Source organism: Burkholderia sp. KCJ3K979 (genome assembly GCF_016759955.1).
In the GTDB taxonomy this organism is placed as follows: domain Bacteria; phylum Pseudomonadota; class Gammaproteobacteria; order Burkholderiales; family Burkholderiaceae; genus Burkholderia; species Burkholderia orbicola.
Map to the genome: position 1 here is coordinate 1 of NZ_JACFYV010000001.1, position 14,571 is coordinate 14,571.

Sequence of the window (14,571 nt, forward strand, 5' to 3'; positions counted from 1 at the left end):
GCTGCGGCCGAAGCCGCGCGCGTCGAGCCGACGTTCGGCGGGGCCGGGAGCGGCGCGGCGCCGGCCGATACGCCGGCCGACCTGCAGGCCGAGGCGACGGGCGTCGACACGTCGGCCGAATCGACCGAACCGGTTGCCGGCGAAGAGGCCGTGCCCGCCGCCACGCATGAAGCGGCGGCCGAACCGGCCGAGCCGACCGAACCGGTGATGCCGGCCGCGACGACGGTCTCGTCGGCGCCGCCTGCGATCGTCGACCGCCGGATCGACTGCATCGTGCCGATCCGCCTCAACGGCCCGCTGCCGGGCGACAAGATCCTGCCGGTCGCGCAGCGACTGCGCCGCGCGGGCAGCAAGCCCGTGCACATCGAAGGCAAGCCGGAAGGCGGCCAGTGGGAACTGCTGCAGAACGGCGTGCGCTACGAAGAGCTGCGCGCGGCTGCCCAGCTTGCGAACCGCAGCGGCGCGCTGAACGAGCTCGAATTCTCCGAATTCGTGACGGGCGTCCAGCAGTTCGCGGACGCGATCGACGGCGCGCCGGAATTCCCGGACATGATGGAAACGGTCGCGATGGCGCGCGAGCTCGACGCGTTTGCCGCGCAGTGCGACGCGCAACTGTCGATCAACGTGATGTCGGACGGTGCGCCGTGGTCGGCGAACTACGTGCAGGCGGTCGCGTCGCAGGACGGGCTGCTGCTGTCGCGCGACGGCACGCGCTTCGTGAAGCTCGACGCGAAGCAGAACCCGGTATTCATGCTGCAGTTCGGCGACACCAACTTCCTGCGCGACGACCTGACGTACAAGGGCGGCAACATGATCACGCTGGTGCTCGACGTGCCGGTGGCGGAAGAGGACATCCTGCCGTTCCGGCTGATGTGCGATTACGCGAAGTCGCTGTCCGAGCGGATCGGCGCACGCGTCGTCGACGATTCGCGCCGGCCGCTGCCGGAGTCGACGCTGGTCGCGATCGACCAGCAACTGATGAAGCTGTACGCGAAGCTCGAGGAAGCCGGCATCCCGGCCGGTTCGCCGATCACGCGCCGCCTCTTTAGCCAGTAATGCGATGGCGCGGGCGACGGTCGTTGGCGCCGTCGTCCGTCGCTGCGGCGCGCACTGTTTCGTGTGCGCTGCAGCACGTCATCCGGCCCGCATTGCGTACCCCGCCGCGGCGTCAAACTGAGATAATCGGGCATCCGATTTTTCAGAACGACTCTGCCGCCAGCATGGCCCGAACCCAAGCCGAACCGCCAGCCAGCCAGCCCGACGCGCGCGCCGCGTGGCTGCGCGACCAACTCGAGCGGGCGAACTACGCCTATTACGTGCTCGACCAGCCGGATCTGCCCGACGCCGAATACGACCGGCTGTTCCGCGAGTTGCAGCAGCTCGAAACCGACCATCCCGAACTCGTGACGCCCGATTCGCCGACGCAGCGCGTCGGCGGCGAAGCGGCCGGCGGCTTCACGCCGGTCGTCCACGATGCGCCGATGCTGTCGCTGAACAACGGCTTCGCCGACGAGGACATCGTCGCGTTCGACAAGCGCGTCGCCGACGCGCTCGCCAAGACGACCGATCTCGCCGGCTCGGTGACCGACCCCGTCGAATACGCGTGCGAACTGAAGTTCGACGGCCTGGCGATCTCGCTGCGCTACGAGCAAGGCGTGTTCGTGCAGGCCGCGACGCGCGGCGACGGGACGACGGGCGAGGACGTGACCGAGAACGTGCGCACGATCCGCTCGATTCCGCTGAAGCTGAAGGGCAAGCACGTGCCGGCGGTGCTCGACGTACGCGGCGAGGTGCTGATGTTCAAGCGCGATTTCGCACGCCTGAACGAACGCCAGCGCGCGGCCGAGCAGCGCGAATTCGCGAATCCGCGCAACGCGGCGGCCGGCAGCCTGCGCCAGCTCGACTCGAAAATCACCGCGCAGCGGCCGCTGTCGTTCTTCGCGTACGGGATCGGCGTGCTCGACGGGATGCCGATGCCCGACACGCACAGCGCGCTGCTCGACTGGTACGAGTCGCTCGGCCTGCCGGTGAACCGGGAGCGCGCGGTCGTGCACGGCGCCGAAGGCTTGCTCGACTTCTTCCGCAAGGTCGGCGAGAAGCGCGAGTCGCTGCCGTACGACATCGACGGCGTCGTCTACAAGGTCAACCGGCGCGACGAGCAGGAGCGGCTCGGCTTCGTGTCGCGTGCGCCGCGCTTCGCGCTCGCGCACAAGTTCCCCGCGCAGGAAGCGCTGACGAAGCTCGTCGCGATCGACGTGCAGGTCGGCCGCACCGGTGCGATCACGCCGGTCGCGCGTCTCGAGCCGGTGTTCGTCGGCGGCGCGACCGTGACCAATGCGACGCTGCACAACGAGGACGAAGTGCGCCGCAAGGACATCCGGATCGGCGACACCGTGATCGTGCGGCGCGCGGGCGACGTGATTCCGGAAGTCGTCGGCGCGCTGCTCGACCGGCGCCCGGCGGATGCGGCCGAATTCGTGATGCCGACCGAATGCCCGGTGTGCGGCTCGAAGATCGAGCGCCTGCCGGACGAGGCGATCGCGCGCTGCACGGGCGGGCTGTTCTGCCCGGCGCAGCGCAAGCAGGCGCTGTGGCATTTCGCGCAACGCCGCGCGCTCGATATCGATGGCCTCGGCGAGAAGATCATCGACCAGCTCGTCGAGCTGAATCTCGTGCGCACGCCGGCCGACCTGTTCAATCTGGGCTTCGCGACGCTGGCCGAACTCGACCGGTTCGCCGAGAAGTCCGCGCAGAACCTGCTCGATTCGCTCGAGAAGGCCAAGCATACGACGCTCGCGCGCTTCATCTACGGGCTCGGCATCCGCCATGTCGGCGAATCGACCGCGAAGGATCTCGCGAAGCATTTCGGCTCGCTGACGCCGATCATGGACGCGTCGATCGAGGAACTGCTCGAAGTGAACGACGTCGGGCCGATCGTGGCCGAGTCGATTCACCAGTTCTTCGCGGAAGAGCACAACCGCACGGTCATCGAGCAGTTGCGCGCGCCGGGCAAGGTCACGTGGCCGGAAGGGCCGCCCGCGCCGAAGGCGCCGCAGGGCGTGCTGGCCGGCAAGACGGTCGTGCTGACGGGCACGCTGCCGAATCTCACGCGCGATGCGGCGAAGGAGATGCTCGAAGCGGCCGGCGCCAAGGTGGCTGGTTCGGTATCGAAGAAGACGGATTACGTGGTCGCGGGCGCCGAAGCCGGCAGCAAGCTCGCGAAGGCCGAGGAACTCGGCATCCCCGTGCTGGACGAAGACGGTCTGCACCAACTCCTGGAGGGCAATACGCCATGATTCGCGAGATCCTGAAGATGGGCGATCCGCGCCTGCTCGAAATCGCCCAGCCGGTCGAGCGGTTCGATACACCCGAGCTGCACGAGATCGTCGCGGATATGTTCGAGACGATGCACCACGCGAACGGCGCGGGGCTCGCCGCGCCGCAGATCGGCATCGGGCTTCAGATCATCATCTTCGGCTTCGGCAACAACAACCGCTACCCGGATGCGCCGCCGGTGCCGGAGACCGTGCTGATCAACCCGAAGGTCGAGTACCTGCCGCCGGAGATGGAAGAGGGCTGGGAAGGCTGCCTGTCGGTGCCGGGCATGCGCGGCGTCGTCAGCCGCTACGCGAAGGTGCGCTACAGCGGCTTCGACCAGTTCGGCCAGAAGATCGATCGCGTCGCCGAGGGGTTCCATGCGCGCGTGGTTCAGCATGAGTACGATCATCTGATCGGCAAGCTGTATCCGATGCGGATCACCGATTTCACGCGCTTCGGTTTCACCGAGGTGCTGTTCCCCGGGCTCGATCCGGCCGACGACGACTGATCGTCCGCGCTTCCGCGAAAATGAAAAAGCCCGCTTGAGCGGGCTTTTTCATTGGATCGCGCACCGGGTGCGCCTACGGTCAGAACGTCTCGTCGGCGGACAGATAGCGCCATTGGCCTTGCGGCAGCGCGCCGAGCATCACGCGACCCATGCGCACGCGTTTCAGGCCGATCACGTCGAGGCCGACCAGTTCGCACATGCGGCGGATCTGGCGCTTCTTGCCTTCGCGCAACACGAAGCGCAACTGCTCGCCGTTCTGCCAGCTCACCAGCGCGGGCTTCAGCGCGACGCCGTCGAGCTCAAGGCCGTGGCGCAGCTTCGCGAGCGATTCCGCCGGGAAGTGCTGGTCGATGTCGATCAGTCGCTCGCCGAAGCGCACGCGCACCAGGTATTCCTTGTCGATGTCCGACTGTTCGCCGATCAACTGCTTCGCGATCACGCCGTTTTGCGTCAGCACGAGCAGGCCGGTGGAGTCGATGTCGAGACGGCCGGCCGGTGCGAGTGCATGCAGGTGTTGCGGCGAGAAGCGCACCGGCGAATGGTCGCCGCTCCAGCGGTTCGCGCGCGTGATCAGCACGGCCGCCGGCTCGTAGCCGTCTTCCGCCTGGCCCGATACGTAGCCGACCGGCTTGTGCAGCAGGATCGTCACTTGCGCGGCCTGCGCGGCGCTCGCACGCTCGTCGATCTCGATCTTCTGGTCGGCGCGCACCTTGGTGCCGAGCGTGTCGATGCGTTCGCCGTCGACGAGCACCCAGCCCTTTTCGATCCATTCGTCGGCTTCGCGGCGCGAGCACATGCCGAGTTCGGACATCCGCTTCGACAGGCGCAGCAGGCCCGTTTCGTCGCCGTAGTCGACGTCGGCCGCCGCGCGCTTGACGGGTTGCGCGGTCTTCACCGCGCCGAACGAACGGCGCTCGCCATCGCGCGCGGGGCGGGCCGGACGGTCGCCGAAGCTGCGCTTCGCGCCATCGCCGGCGGGCTTGTCGCGGTAGGACGGGCGCTTGCCTTCGTCGGCACCGGCACGACGCGGCCGCGCATCGTCATCATTGCGGCGCGGGGGGCGATCAGACGACGTGCGGCGGTCGCCGAAGCTGCGCTTCGCCCCTTCGCCAGCGGGCTTGTCGCGGTAGGACGGGCGCTTGCTGTCGTCGCCACCTGCTGCACGGCGCGGACGCGTGTCGTCATCACGGCGGGGCGGGCGATCGGACGACGGACGGCGGTCGCCATAGCTGCGTTTCGCGCCTTCGCCAGCCGCGTTGTCGCGATAGGACGGGCGCTTGCCTTCGTCGGCGCCTGCGCGGCGCGGACGTGCATCGTCATCACGGCGCGGCGGACGATCGGACGACGTGCGGCGGTCCCCGAAGCTGCGCTTCGCGCCTTCGCCGGATGCGTTGTCGCGATAGGGCGCGCGCGTGCTGCCTTCGCCACCCGCGCGACGCGGACGTGCATCGTCATCGCGGCGAGCCGGACGATCGGACGATGTGCGTCGATCGCCAAAACTGCGCTTCGCGCCTTCACCGGTCGCGTTGTCGCGGTAGGAAGGGCGCTTGCCATCGTCGGCACCGGCACGACGCGGTCGCGCATCGTCATCGCCACGGCGAGGCGGCCGATCCGACGACGTGCGGCGATCGCCGAAACTGCGCTTCGCACCTTCACCGGCCGCATTGTCACGATACGGCGCGCGCGCGCCACGCTCGGCGCCGCCGTCACGCGGGGCGCGCTTGGCCGGTGCGCGATCCGCGCCCGGACGCTCGGCGCCGGCCGCACCACGCGGCTTGAACGAGCGCTCGCCGGTGGCGGCGGCCGCAGCGGGCGCCTTCTTCGGGCGGGCCGGCTTATCCCCCGCGGGCGGCGCGGCGGGGCGCACCGGCTTGCGGGCGACGAGGCTGCCGGAGCGGACAGGGGCGCGAGTCGGCGACGCCGGCTTCGGATTCTTGACGGTTAATTTGGTGCGCATAAACGCTGGGATTCATTCAGACTGCGATCGCACGCAGCAATTCGGTTTCGAGCTGGATCTGCAGGCGGTTGTCGGACAGGCCGGCGCCCGCGAGCAGGAAGATGTCTTCGACGCGCTCGCCGAGCGTATTGATCCGCGCCGCATGGACGCCGATCCGATGTTCGGCGAGTACGCGCGCGATCGAATAGAGAAGGCCCGGCCGGTCGTTGGCGGACACGGACAGGATGTAGTACTGACCACGCTCGTCGGCCCGCAGGTCGACGCGCGGCGTGATCGGAAACGTCCGGGACAGCCTCGACAGGCGGCCCTTTGACGGTTCCGGCAGCGATGCGGTTTCGGCGAGCCGCGTCGCGAGCTGCTGCTCGACGAGATTCGCGATGTCGCGGTAACGCACGTCGCGTTCGGTCTGCGTGACGATGAAGTTGTCGAGCGCGTAGCCGTGCCGCGTCGTGCTGACGCGCGCATCGAGCACCGACAGCCCGTTGCGGTCGAAATACGCGCAGATGCCCGCGAACAGGTCGGGGCGATCCTTCACGTACACGAGCACCTGCAGCGCGTCGCCGATCGGCGACGGCCGCGCGCGGACGATCGCGGTTTCGGCGTTCACGTGCCGGTACAGCACGCGCGTCTGCCACGCGATGTCGGCCGCGTCGTGACGCAGGAAGAAGCCGACGTCGAGCTGATCCCACAGCGCGCGGTGCGCGTCGTCGGGCACGGTTTCCAGGCGCAGCAGCGCGAGCGCCTGCTCCTGCCGCGACTTCAGCTCCGAATGCGCGTCGGGGTTCGCGCCGCCGAGCACCGCGAGCGTGATGCGGTACAGATCCTCGAGCAGCTTGCCCTTCCAGGTGTTCCACACCTTCGGGCTCGTGCCGCGGATATCGGCGACGGTCAGCAGGTAGAGCGCGGTGAGGTAGCGTTCGTTACCGACCACCTCGGCGAAGCGCTTGATGACTTCGGGGTCGCTCGTGTCCTGTTTCTGCGCGACCTGGCTCATCGTCAGGTGATGCTGGACGAGCCACACGATCAGCGCCGCGTCGTCGCCGGCGATGCCGTGCTCGCGGCAGAAGCGTCGCGCGTCGGCCATCCCGAGCGTCGAGTGATCGCCGCCGCGGCCCTTCGCGATGTCGTGGAACAGCGCCGCGACGTACAGCACCCACGGGCGCTCGAAGTTGCCGATCAGCTGGCTGCAGAACGGGTATTCGTGCGCATGCTCGGCCACCGCGAAGCGGCGGATGTTGCGCAGCACCATCAGGATGTGCTGATCGACCGTGTACACGTGGTACAGGTCGTGCTGCATCTGGCCGACGATACGGCGGAAATTCAGCAGATAGCGGCCGAGCACGCTCGTCTGGTTCATCAGCCGGAACGCGTGCGTGATGCCTTCGGGCTGCTGCAGGATCCGCATGAACGTGGCGCGGTTCTGCGGATCGCGGCGCCACGCGTTGTTCATGATCTCGCGCGAGTTGTACAGCGCGCGCAGCGTGCGGGCGGACAGGCCTTTCACGCCGCGGGTCGTTTCGTACAGCAGGAACGCTTCGAGGATCGCGTCGGGATGGCGCTCGAACACGCCGTCGTCGACGATCTCGAGCATCCCCTGTTTCTCGACGAAGCGATCGGCCGACAGCACGCGCGTGATGCCGCTCGTCGCGGGGAACAGCTGCGCCTCGATGTTCTGGATCAGGATCGTCGCGAGCTGCGTGACGGCTTTCGCGGCCCAGTAGTAGCGGCGCATCAACTGCTCGCTCGCGCGCTTGGCCTGCGTCGGCTGATAGCCGAAGCTTTCGGCGGCCTGCGTCTGCAGGTCGAACACGAGCATGTCCTGGCGGCGCCCGGCGATCACGTGCAGCCGCGCGCGTAGCGTCTTCAGGAAGCCTTCGTTGCGGCGCAGCTCGCGCGCTTCGCGGTCGGTGATGAGGCCGCGTGTGTCGAGTTCGCGCCAGCTGCTGCCGAAGCCGGCCGCGCGTGCGATCCACAGGATCGTCTGCAGGTCGCGCAGCCCGCCGGGGCTTTCCTTCACGTTCGGTTCGAGGCTGTACGGCGTGTCCTGGAACTTCGCGTGGCGCTGGCGCATCTCGAGCACCTTCGCGGTGAAGAACGCGCGGGCGTCGAGCGCTTCGTGGTAGCGCACGGTGAAGCGCTCGAACAGCGCGGTGCTGCCGACGATGCGGCGCGCTTCCAGCAGCGAGGTCTGCACCGTGACGTCCTGCGACGCCTCCTCGATGCACTGCGCGACCGTGCGCACGCTGCTGCCGATCTCGAGGCCGAGATCCCACGCCATCCCGATGAACCGCTCGATGCGCGCGTCGAGCGCTGCGTCGTGCGCATCCGGCAGCAGCACGAGGATGTCGACGTCGGAATAGGGCGCGAGCTCGCCGCGCCCGTAGCCGCCGACGGCGACGAGCGCGAGCGTCGCGGGCAGCCCGCATTCGTCCCACACGCGCTTCAATGCATCGTCGGTGAGTTTCGACAGCGCGTGCATCAGCGACGCGACGTTCGCCGCGTGACGAAAGCGCTCCAGCATCTCCGTCTTGGCGGCCTTGAATTCGGCGCGCCGCGACAGCGCTTCGGGCGAGGGGGCAGCGTGAGCGCTCATGGGCGGCCGTTCAGGTGCGGGGTGGGGCGGGCTGGCGCGACGGCGCTCAGACGGCGGCGGCCGGTTGCGCGAACACGGGGCGCGCCGGCGTGCCGGCCGACACGGTCAGCACTTCGTAACCGGTTTCGGTGACGAGCACCGTGTGCTCCCACTGCGCGGACAGGCTGCGGTCGCGCGTCTTGACCGTCCACTGGTCGGGCATCGTGCGGATGTCGCGTTTGCCGGCGTTGATCATCGGCTCGATCGTGAAGATCATCCCGGCCTTCAGTTCGATGCCGGTGCCCGGGCGACCGTAGTGGACGACCTGCGGGTCCTCGTGGAACACCGTGCCGATGCCGTGGCCGCAGTATTCGCGCACGACGCTGTAGCCCTGTGCCTCCGCGTGCTTCTGGATCGCGTAGCCGATGTCGCCGAGGTGCGCGCCGGGCTTGACCTGGTCGATGCCGAGCCACATGCATTCGTAGGTGGTCTGCACGAGGCGCTTCGCGAGGATCGAACCCTCGCCGACGATGAACATCCGGCTGGTGTCGCCGAAGTAGCCGTTCTTGATCACGGTGATGTCGATGTTGAGCGCGTCGCCGTTCTTGATCACCTTCTCGCCGGGAATGCCGTGGCAGATCACGTCGTTGACCGAAATGCAGGTGGCCTTCGGGTACGGCGGATAGCCGGGCGGCTGGTAGTTCAGCGGCGCGGGGATCGTGCCTTGCTCGTTGAGCATGAACTCGTGGCAGAGGCGGTCGAGTTCGGCGGTCGTGACGCCCGCGACGACGTGCGGCGTGATGAAGTCGAGCACTTCGCTCGCGAGACGGCAGGCGACGCGCATCTCCGCGATATCGTGTTCGTTTTTGAGCGTAATAGCCATCGAGGTATGCCTGGAATGCGGTGAATTGACGGATTATCGCACCTTATGGCGGGCCTCGCAGCCCCTGCCGGCCGCGCGGATGCGGGTTTTCGCGGATTGTCCGGCCAGCTGCCGCGCGGCAAGCGGAAGTGCCGCGCGACTTGAGAGCGGACAAATCCGCGTGCTATACTCTTTGGCTAAGTCGATATCCAAATTTGCCGTTGTGCCCCATCTTGGGGCGGCATCGCGGTGAAAGGCTTACGGCACGGGCGTTTCGCACGTGCCGAATCGCAAGCCGGCGCAACCAGGGTGCCGTCCGTGCGGAATCCACGTCCTTCGAGGCGGGGTCGCGCGGCGGTACGGCAGCCGGCTTAAGACCCAACCCTCGTGGAGAATTTACATGGCAGTTACGATGCGCCAAATGCTGGAAGCGGGTGTCCACTTCGGTCACCAGACGCGCTTCTGGAACCCGAAGATGGCTCCGTTCATTTTCGGTCACCGCAACAAGATTCACATCATCAACCTCGAAAAGACGCTGCCGATGTTCACGGACGCACAGAAGTACGTGCGCCAGCTGGCAGCGAACCGCGGCACGATCCTGTTCGTCGGCACGAAGCGCCAGTCGCGTGACACGATCGCCCAGGAAGCGCAACGTGCGGGCATGCCGTACGTCAACGCACGCTGGCTCGGCGGCATGATGACCAACTTCAAGACGCTGAAGGTATCGATCAAGCGCCTGAAGGACATGGAAGCGGCCGTCGAATCGGGCGAAACCGAGAAGATGAGCAAGAAGGAAGCGCTGCTGTTCGAACGCGAAATCGCCAAGCTGCAGAAGTCGATCGGCGGCGTGAAGGACATGGGCGGCATTCCGGACGCAATTTTCGTCGTCGACGTCGGCTACCACAAGATCGCCGTCACGGAAGCGAACAAGCTGGGCGTGCCGGTCATCGCCGTGGTCGATACGAACCACTCGCCGGAAGGTGTGGATTACGTGATCCCGGGTAACGACGACTCGAGCAAGGCAGTCGCGCTGTACGCCGAAGGCGTGGCCGACGCGATCCTCGAAGGCCGCGCGAACGCGGTCAACGAAGTGGTCCAGGCCGCACGCGGCGACGACGAGTACGTCGAGGAAAACGCGTAACTGGCCCCGAGCCGGCGCAAAAAGGGGGCTCTCAACAGGCCCCCTTTTTTTAAGCTTGTGCGCCGGACCTGATCGCGCCGAATCGGTGCGGGTCCGGAAACGAATCTCGGCCGTTCGCGTCCAAGCGGGCGGCGTTGTGAATACAGACTCAAGGAGCGAATGATGGCGGCAATTACCGCAAGCATGGTGGCAGAACTGCGCGCGAAGACCGACGCACCGATGATGGAGTGCAAGAAGGCGCTGACGGAAGCCGACGGCGATCTGGCCAAGGCTGAAGAACTGCTGCGCGTCAAGCTCGGCAACAAGGCGAGCAAGGCCGCATCGCGCGTGACGGCAGAAGGCGTCGTCGCATCGTTCGTCGGCGGCAACGCAGGCGCGCTGGTCGAACTGAACTGCGAAACCGACTTCGTCGCGAAGAACGACGACTTCCTCGCGTTCTCGAAGACGGTCGCGGAACTCGTCGCGACGCAGAACCCGGCCGACGTGGCCGCGCTGTCGGCGCTGCCGCTCGAAGGCTCGACCGTCGACGCAGTGCGTCTGGCGCTGATCGGCAAGATCGGCGAGAACGTGTCGATCCGCCGTTTCGTCCGTTTCGAAACCGCGAACAAGATCGCCACGTACCTGCACGGCGCGCGTATCGGCGTGATCGTCGAGTACACGGGTGCGGAAGAGCAGGTCGGCAAGGACGTCGCGATGCACATCGCCGCGATGAAGCCGGTCGCGCTGTCGTCGGCCGACGTGCCGGCTGAACTGATCGACACGGAACGCCGCGTCGCCGAGCAGAAGGCCGCGGAATCGGGCAAGCCGGCCGAAATCGTCGCCAAGATGGTCGACGGCAGCGTCCAGAAGTACCTGAAGGAAGTGTCGCTGCTGAACCAGACGTTCGTGAAGAACGACAAGCAGACGATCGAGCAGATGCTGAAGGCAGCGAATGCGACGGTGCAGAAGTTCGCGCTGTTCGTCGTCGGCGAAGGCATCGAGAAGCGCCAGGACGACTTCGCCGCCGAAGTGGCCGCGCAAGTCGCAGCAGCAAAGCAGCAGTAAGCAGTCAGGCAGCATCCGCGGCGGGCGTCCGCTCCGCCGCGGCCGGCGGCGCCGCCGGCCGGCCGGGAACCCCGGTCCGGTCGTCGGCGCTTGCCCGAATCAGTATTTCGCCCCTACAGTTCGTGGTTGTCATCCTCTCGTCGCTCGGAAGCCCCTATGTCCAATGCCTATAAACGCGTCCTCCTCAAACTCTCCGGCGAAGCGCTGATGGGCGACGATGCCTTCGGCATCAATCGCGCGACGATCGAACGGATGGTGGCCGATATCGCCGAAGTCGTGCGTCTCGGGACGCAGCTCGCGGTCGTGATCGGTGGCGGTAATATTTTCCGTGGTGTCGCGGGCGGCGCGGCCGGCATGGACCGCGCGACGGCCGACTACATGGGGATGCTGGCGACGATGATGAACGCGCTGGCGCTGCAGGACGCGATGCGCCACGCCGGCATCGAGGCGCGCGTGCAGTCCGCGCTGCGCATGGACCAGGTCGTCGAGCCGTACATCCGGCCCCGCGCGATCCGCCAGCTCGAGGAAGGCCGCGTCGTGATCTTCGCGGCCGGCACCGGCAACCCGTTCTTCACGACGGATACCGCCGCCGCGCTGCGCGGTTCGGAAGTGGGCGCCGAAGTCGTGCTGAAGGCGACCAAGGTCGATGGCGTATATTCTGCCGATCCGAAGAAGGATCCGTCGGCCACGCGTTACACGACGATCAGCTTCGACGAGGCGATCAGCCGCAACCTGCAGGTGATGGACGCGACGGCGTTTGCGCTGTGCCGCGACCAGAAGCTGCCGATTCGCGTGTTTTCGATCAACAAGCCGGGCGCGCTCAAGCGCATCGTGCTGGGCGAGGACGAAGGTACGCTCGTCCACGTGTAAACTCCCGCGGATGCGGGCGACAGGCCGCGGCGCGCGACATGCGCCGGGCGGGGCCCGCGTTCTTTGAAGGTTTGAAGGTTCGGAGGTTGAAATGAGTGTCGCTGATGTCAAGAAGGGCGTCGAGCAAAAGATGCAGCGCTCGATCGAAGCGTTCAAGAACGATCTGGCCAAGATCCGTACGGGCCGTGCACACACCGGTCTGCTCGATCACGTGCAGGTCGACTACTACGGCTCGATGGTGCCGATCTCGCAGGTCGCGAACCTGACGCTCGTCGACGCGCGCACGATCGGCGTGCAGCCGTGGGAAAAGAACATGGTCGCGAAGGTCGAGAAGGCCATCCGCGAAGCCGATCTGGGCCTGAATCCGGCAACGACCGGCGACCTGATCCGCGTGCCGATGCCCGCGCTGACGGAAGAGCGCCGCCGCGAGCTGACCAAGGTCGTGAAGAGCGAAGGCGAAACGGCCAAGGTCGCAATCCGCAACCTGCGCCGCGACGCGAACGAAGCGCTGAAGAAGCTCGTGAAGGACAAGGAAATCTCGGAAGACGACGAGCGCCGCGCGAGCGACGACGTGCAGAAGCTGACCGACAAGCACGTTGCCGAAATCGACAAGCTCGTGCAGACCAAGGAAGCCGAGATCATGACGGTCTGACGACCGTCCTCGCGCGCCGCCTTCTTCCCGCATTACTGTCTCAACGGCCATGACCTATACCAGCTCTACCGTTCGCGTGCCTGACGTCGGTGTCGTGCCGCGTCACATCGCGATCATCATGGACGGCAATGGCCGTTGGGCGACCGAACGCCGCTTGCCGCGCGTCGCGGGGCACACCCGCGGCGTCGATGCCGTGCGGGCGGTGGTCGAGGGCTGCGCGCGCGCCGGCGTCGAATACCTGACGCTGTTCGCGTTCAGTTCGGAAAACTGGCGCCGGCCGAACGACGAAGTGTCGTTCCTGATGCGGCTGTTCATCACCGCGCTCGAGCGCGAAGTGGGCAAGCTGCATGCGAACGGGATCCGCCTGCGCGTCGTCGGCGATCTCGACCGTTTCGAGCCGCGCATCCGCGAGCTGATTCGCCGTGCCGAAACCAAGACGGCGCGCAATACCCGTCTGACGCTCACCATCGCGGCCAACTACGGTGGCCGTTGGGACATCCTGCAGGCGACGAAGAAGCTCGTCGAGCAGGCCGTGCGCGAAGGCCGCGAGGTCGAGGTGACCGAGGACGCATTCGCGCCGCACCTGGCGATGGCCTACGCGCCGGAGCCCGATCTCTTCATCCGCACCGGCGGCGAGCAACGCGTCAGCAACTTCCTGCTGTGGCAGCTCGCGTACGCCGAATTCTATTTCACCGACAAGTACTGGCCGGATTTCGACGGCGCGGCACTGGCCGACGCGATGGCGTCGTATACCGAGCGCGAGCGCCGTTTCGGGCGCACGAGTGCGCAGCTCGAACCGCAATCGCAGAACGCCGACTCCCTTTCATGCTGAAAACCCGTGTGATCACGGCGATCGTGATGCTGGCAGTGCTGCTGCCGGTGACGCTGTTCGCGCCGCTCGCCGGGTTCGGCGCGCTGATCGGCGTCGTGCTGGTGTTCGCCGCGTGGGAATGGGCGCGCCTGCTGAAGCTCGGCGGCGCCGGTCCGGTCGTCTATGCGCTCGTCGCGGCGCTCGCGCTCGCAGCCACCGCGCCGCTCGGCGTCGATGCGGCTGCGTCCCGTCCCCTTTTCATGGCGGCCGGCGTGTTCTGGCTGCTGGTCGGCCCGTTCGCGCTGCGGCGCAAGCCCGCACTCGCGGGCGGCGTCTGGCGGCCGTTCCTGCTGGCTGCGGGCCTCGTCGTGTTTGCCGCCTGCTGGCACGCGCTCGTGGCAGCCCGCGCGCTGGGCGTGCCGTTCGTGCTGTCGCTGCTTCTCGTCGTCTGGCTGGCCGATATCGGCGCATACTTCGCGGGCAAGGCCTTCGGAAAGCGTAAACTGGCCATCACGATCAGCCCCGGCAAGAGCTGGGAAGGCGCGATCGGCGGCTGGTTCGCGGTGATGGTCGTCGCCGGTGTCGCGATGGCCGTGCACGCATTCGAACCGACCCTGTTTTCTGCATTTGCCGCGCGCTACGGGATGCCCGGTGCGTGGGCCGCGCTGACGCTGCTGGTTGCCTACAGCGTGATCGGCGACCTGTTCGAGTCGCTGCTGAAGCGGCAGGCGGGCGTGAAGGATTCGAGCGGACTGCTGCCGGGCCACGGCGGCGTGCTCGATCGTGTCGACGCGCTGCTGCCGGTGCTGCCGCTCGCGATGCTGCTGCTTGGTTAA

The 14,571-nt window shown here is 67.1% G+C and carries 12 protein-coding genes; 9 read left to right on the forward strand and 3 right to left on the reverse strand.

All coding sequences use genetic code 11. The features are described from left to right. From H3O04_RS00005 to def, 3 genes are all read left to right on the forward strand, one after another. The coding region (locus H3O04_RS00005) for a cell division protein ZipA C-terminal FtsZ-binding domain-containing protein (RefSeq protein WP_202586771.1) at nucleotides 1–1,056 on the forward strand (1,056 nt) is incomplete at its 5' end. A 164-nt stretch (nucleotides 1,057–1,220) separates the two neighbouring features. After that, nucleotides 1,221–3,296 carry an NAD-dependent DNA ligase LigA gene (gene ligA / locus H3O04_RS00010; RefSeq protein WP_006478484.1) on the forward strand — a complete coding sequence of 692 codons (2,076 nt, stop codon included), beginning with the start codon at nucleotides 1,221–1,223 and terminating at the stop codon, nucleotides 3,294–3,296. Beyond that, entirely contained in the window at nucleotides 3,293–3,826 is a 534-nt protein-coding gene (gene def / locus H3O04_RS00015; RefSeq protein WP_006478485.1) for a peptide deformylase, read from the forward strand. Before ligA ends, def begins: the two co-directional genes overlap by 4 nt. 79 nt (nucleotides 3,827–3,905) lie before the next feature. Here the strand turns inward: def and H3O04_RS00020 are convergent, their stop codons facing one another. Genes H3O04_RS00020 through map form a run of 3 tightly spaced genes read right to left on the reverse strand, consistent with a single transcriptional unit; the run spans nucleotide 3,906 to nucleotide 9,238 of the window. Further along, on the reverse strand, nucleotides 3,906–5,783 hold the full coding sequence (locus H3O04_RS00020; RefSeq protein WP_202586772.1) for a pseudouridine synthase: 1,878 nt from the start codon (nucleotides 5,781–5,783) through the stop codon (nucleotides 3,906–3,908). A 16-nt stretch (nucleotides 5,784–5,799) separates the two neighbouring features. Beyond that, nucleotides 5,800–8,376, reverse strand: coding sequence for a [protein-PII] uridylyltransferase (locus H3O04_RS00025; protein ID WP_006478486.1), 2,577 nt, complete (start codon nucleotides 8,374–8,376; stop codon nucleotides 5,800–5,802). A 46-nt stretch (nucleotides 8,377–8,422) separates the two neighbouring features. Continuing rightward, on the reverse strand, nucleotides 8,423–9,238 hold the full coding sequence (map, locus tag H3O04_RS00030; protein ID WP_012328760.1) for a type I methionyl aminopeptidase: 816 nt from the start codon (nucleotides 9,236–9,238) through the stop codon (nucleotides 8,423–8,425). 379 nt (nucleotides 9,239–9,617) lie between these two features. Here map and rpsB point away from each other — a divergent pair, with 379 nt between their 5' ends. From rpsB to H3O04_RS00060, 6 genes are all read left to right on the forward strand, one after another. Beyond that, entirely contained in the window at nucleotides 9,618–10,358 is a 741-nt protein-coding gene (gene rpsB, locus H3O04_RS00035; RefSeq protein ID WP_011352461.1) for a 30S ribosomal protein S2, read from the forward strand. 162 nt (nucleotides 10,359–10,520) lie between these two features. Further along, nucleotides 10,521–11,402, forward strand: a complete 882-nt coding sequence (gene tsf, locus H3O04_RS00040; protein ID WP_011549541.1) for a translation elongation factor Ts — start codon at nucleotides 10,521–10,523, stop codon at nucleotides 11,400–11,402. A gap of 156 nt (nucleotides 11,403–11,558) precedes the next feature. Continuing rightward, the gene (gene pyrH, locus H3O04_RS00045; RefSeq protein ID WP_006402648.1) at nucleotides 11,559–12,272 is read left to right on the forward strand and encodes a UMP kinase; all 714 of its coding nucleotides are present in this window, start codon (nucleotides 11,559–11,561) and stop codon (nucleotides 12,270–12,272) included. A gap of 91 nt (nucleotides 12,273–12,363) precedes the next feature. Then, a complete protein-coding gene (gene frr, locus H3O04_RS00050) occupies nucleotides 12,364–12,924 on the forward strand; it encodes a ribosome recycling factor (RefSeq protein WP_006478492.1) in 561 nt (186 codons plus the stop codon). A gap of 49 nt (nucleotides 12,925–12,973) precedes the next feature. Then, the gene (uppS, locus tag H3O04_RS00055; RefSeq protein WP_006478494.1) at nucleotides 12,974–13,756 is read left to right on the forward strand and encodes a polyprenyl diphosphate synthase; all 783 of its coding nucleotides are present in this window, start codon (nucleotides 12,974–12,976) and stop codon (nucleotides 13,754–13,756) included. Continuing rightward, complete coding sequence (locus tag H3O04_RS00060; RefSeq protein WP_006478495.1) at nucleotides 13,750–14,571, forward strand: phosphatidate cytidylyltransferase; 822 nt, start codon at nucleotides 13,750–13,752, stop codon at nucleotides 14,569–14,571. The genes uppS and H3O04_RS00060 overlap by 7 nt, the downstream gene beginning before the upstream one ends.

Bases quoted from the DNA above. Each gene is read 5' to 3' on its own strand.
- ligA (WP_006478484.1), top strand. From the start codon at position 1,221: ATGGCCCGAACCCAAGCCGAACCGCCAGCCAGCCAGCCCGACGCGCGC.
- def (WP_006478485.1), top strand. From the start codon at position 3,293: ATGATTCGCGAGATCCTGAAGATGGGCGATCCGCGCCTGCTCGAAATC.
- H3O04_RS00020 (WP_202586772.1), bottom strand. From the start codon at position 5,783: ATGCGCACCAAATTAACCGTCAAGAATCCGAAGCCGGCGTCGCCGACT.
- H3O04_RS00025 (WP_006478486.1), bottom strand. From the start codon at position 8,376: ATGAGCGCTCACGCTGCCCCCTCGCCCGAAGCGCTGTCGCGGCGCGCC.
- map (WP_012328760.1), bottom strand. From the start codon at position 9,238: ATGGCTATTACGCTCAAAAACGAACACGATATCGCGGAGATGCGCGTC.
- rpsB (WP_011352461.1), top strand. From the start codon at position 9,618: ATGGCAGTTACGATGCGCCAAATGCTGGAAGCGGGTGTCCACTTCGGT.
- tsf (WP_011549541.1), top strand. From the start codon at position 10,521: ATGGCGGCAATTACCGCAAGCATGGTGGCAGAACTGCGCGCGAAGACC.
- pyrH (WP_006402648.1), top strand. From the start codon at position 11,559: ATGTCCAATGCCTATAAACGCGTCCTCCTCAAACTCTCCGGCGAAGCG.
- frr (WP_006478492.1), top strand. From the start codon at position 12,364: ATGAGTGTCGCTGATGTCAAGAAGGGCGTCGAGCAAAAGATGCAGCGC.
- uppS (WP_006478494.1), top strand. From the start codon at position 12,974: ATGACCTATACCAGCTCTACCGTTCGCGTGCCTGACGTCGGTGTCGTG.
- H3O04_RS00060 (WP_006478495.1), top strand. From the start codon at position 13,750: ATGCTGAAAACCCGTGTGATCACGGCGATCGTGATGCTGGCAGTGCTG.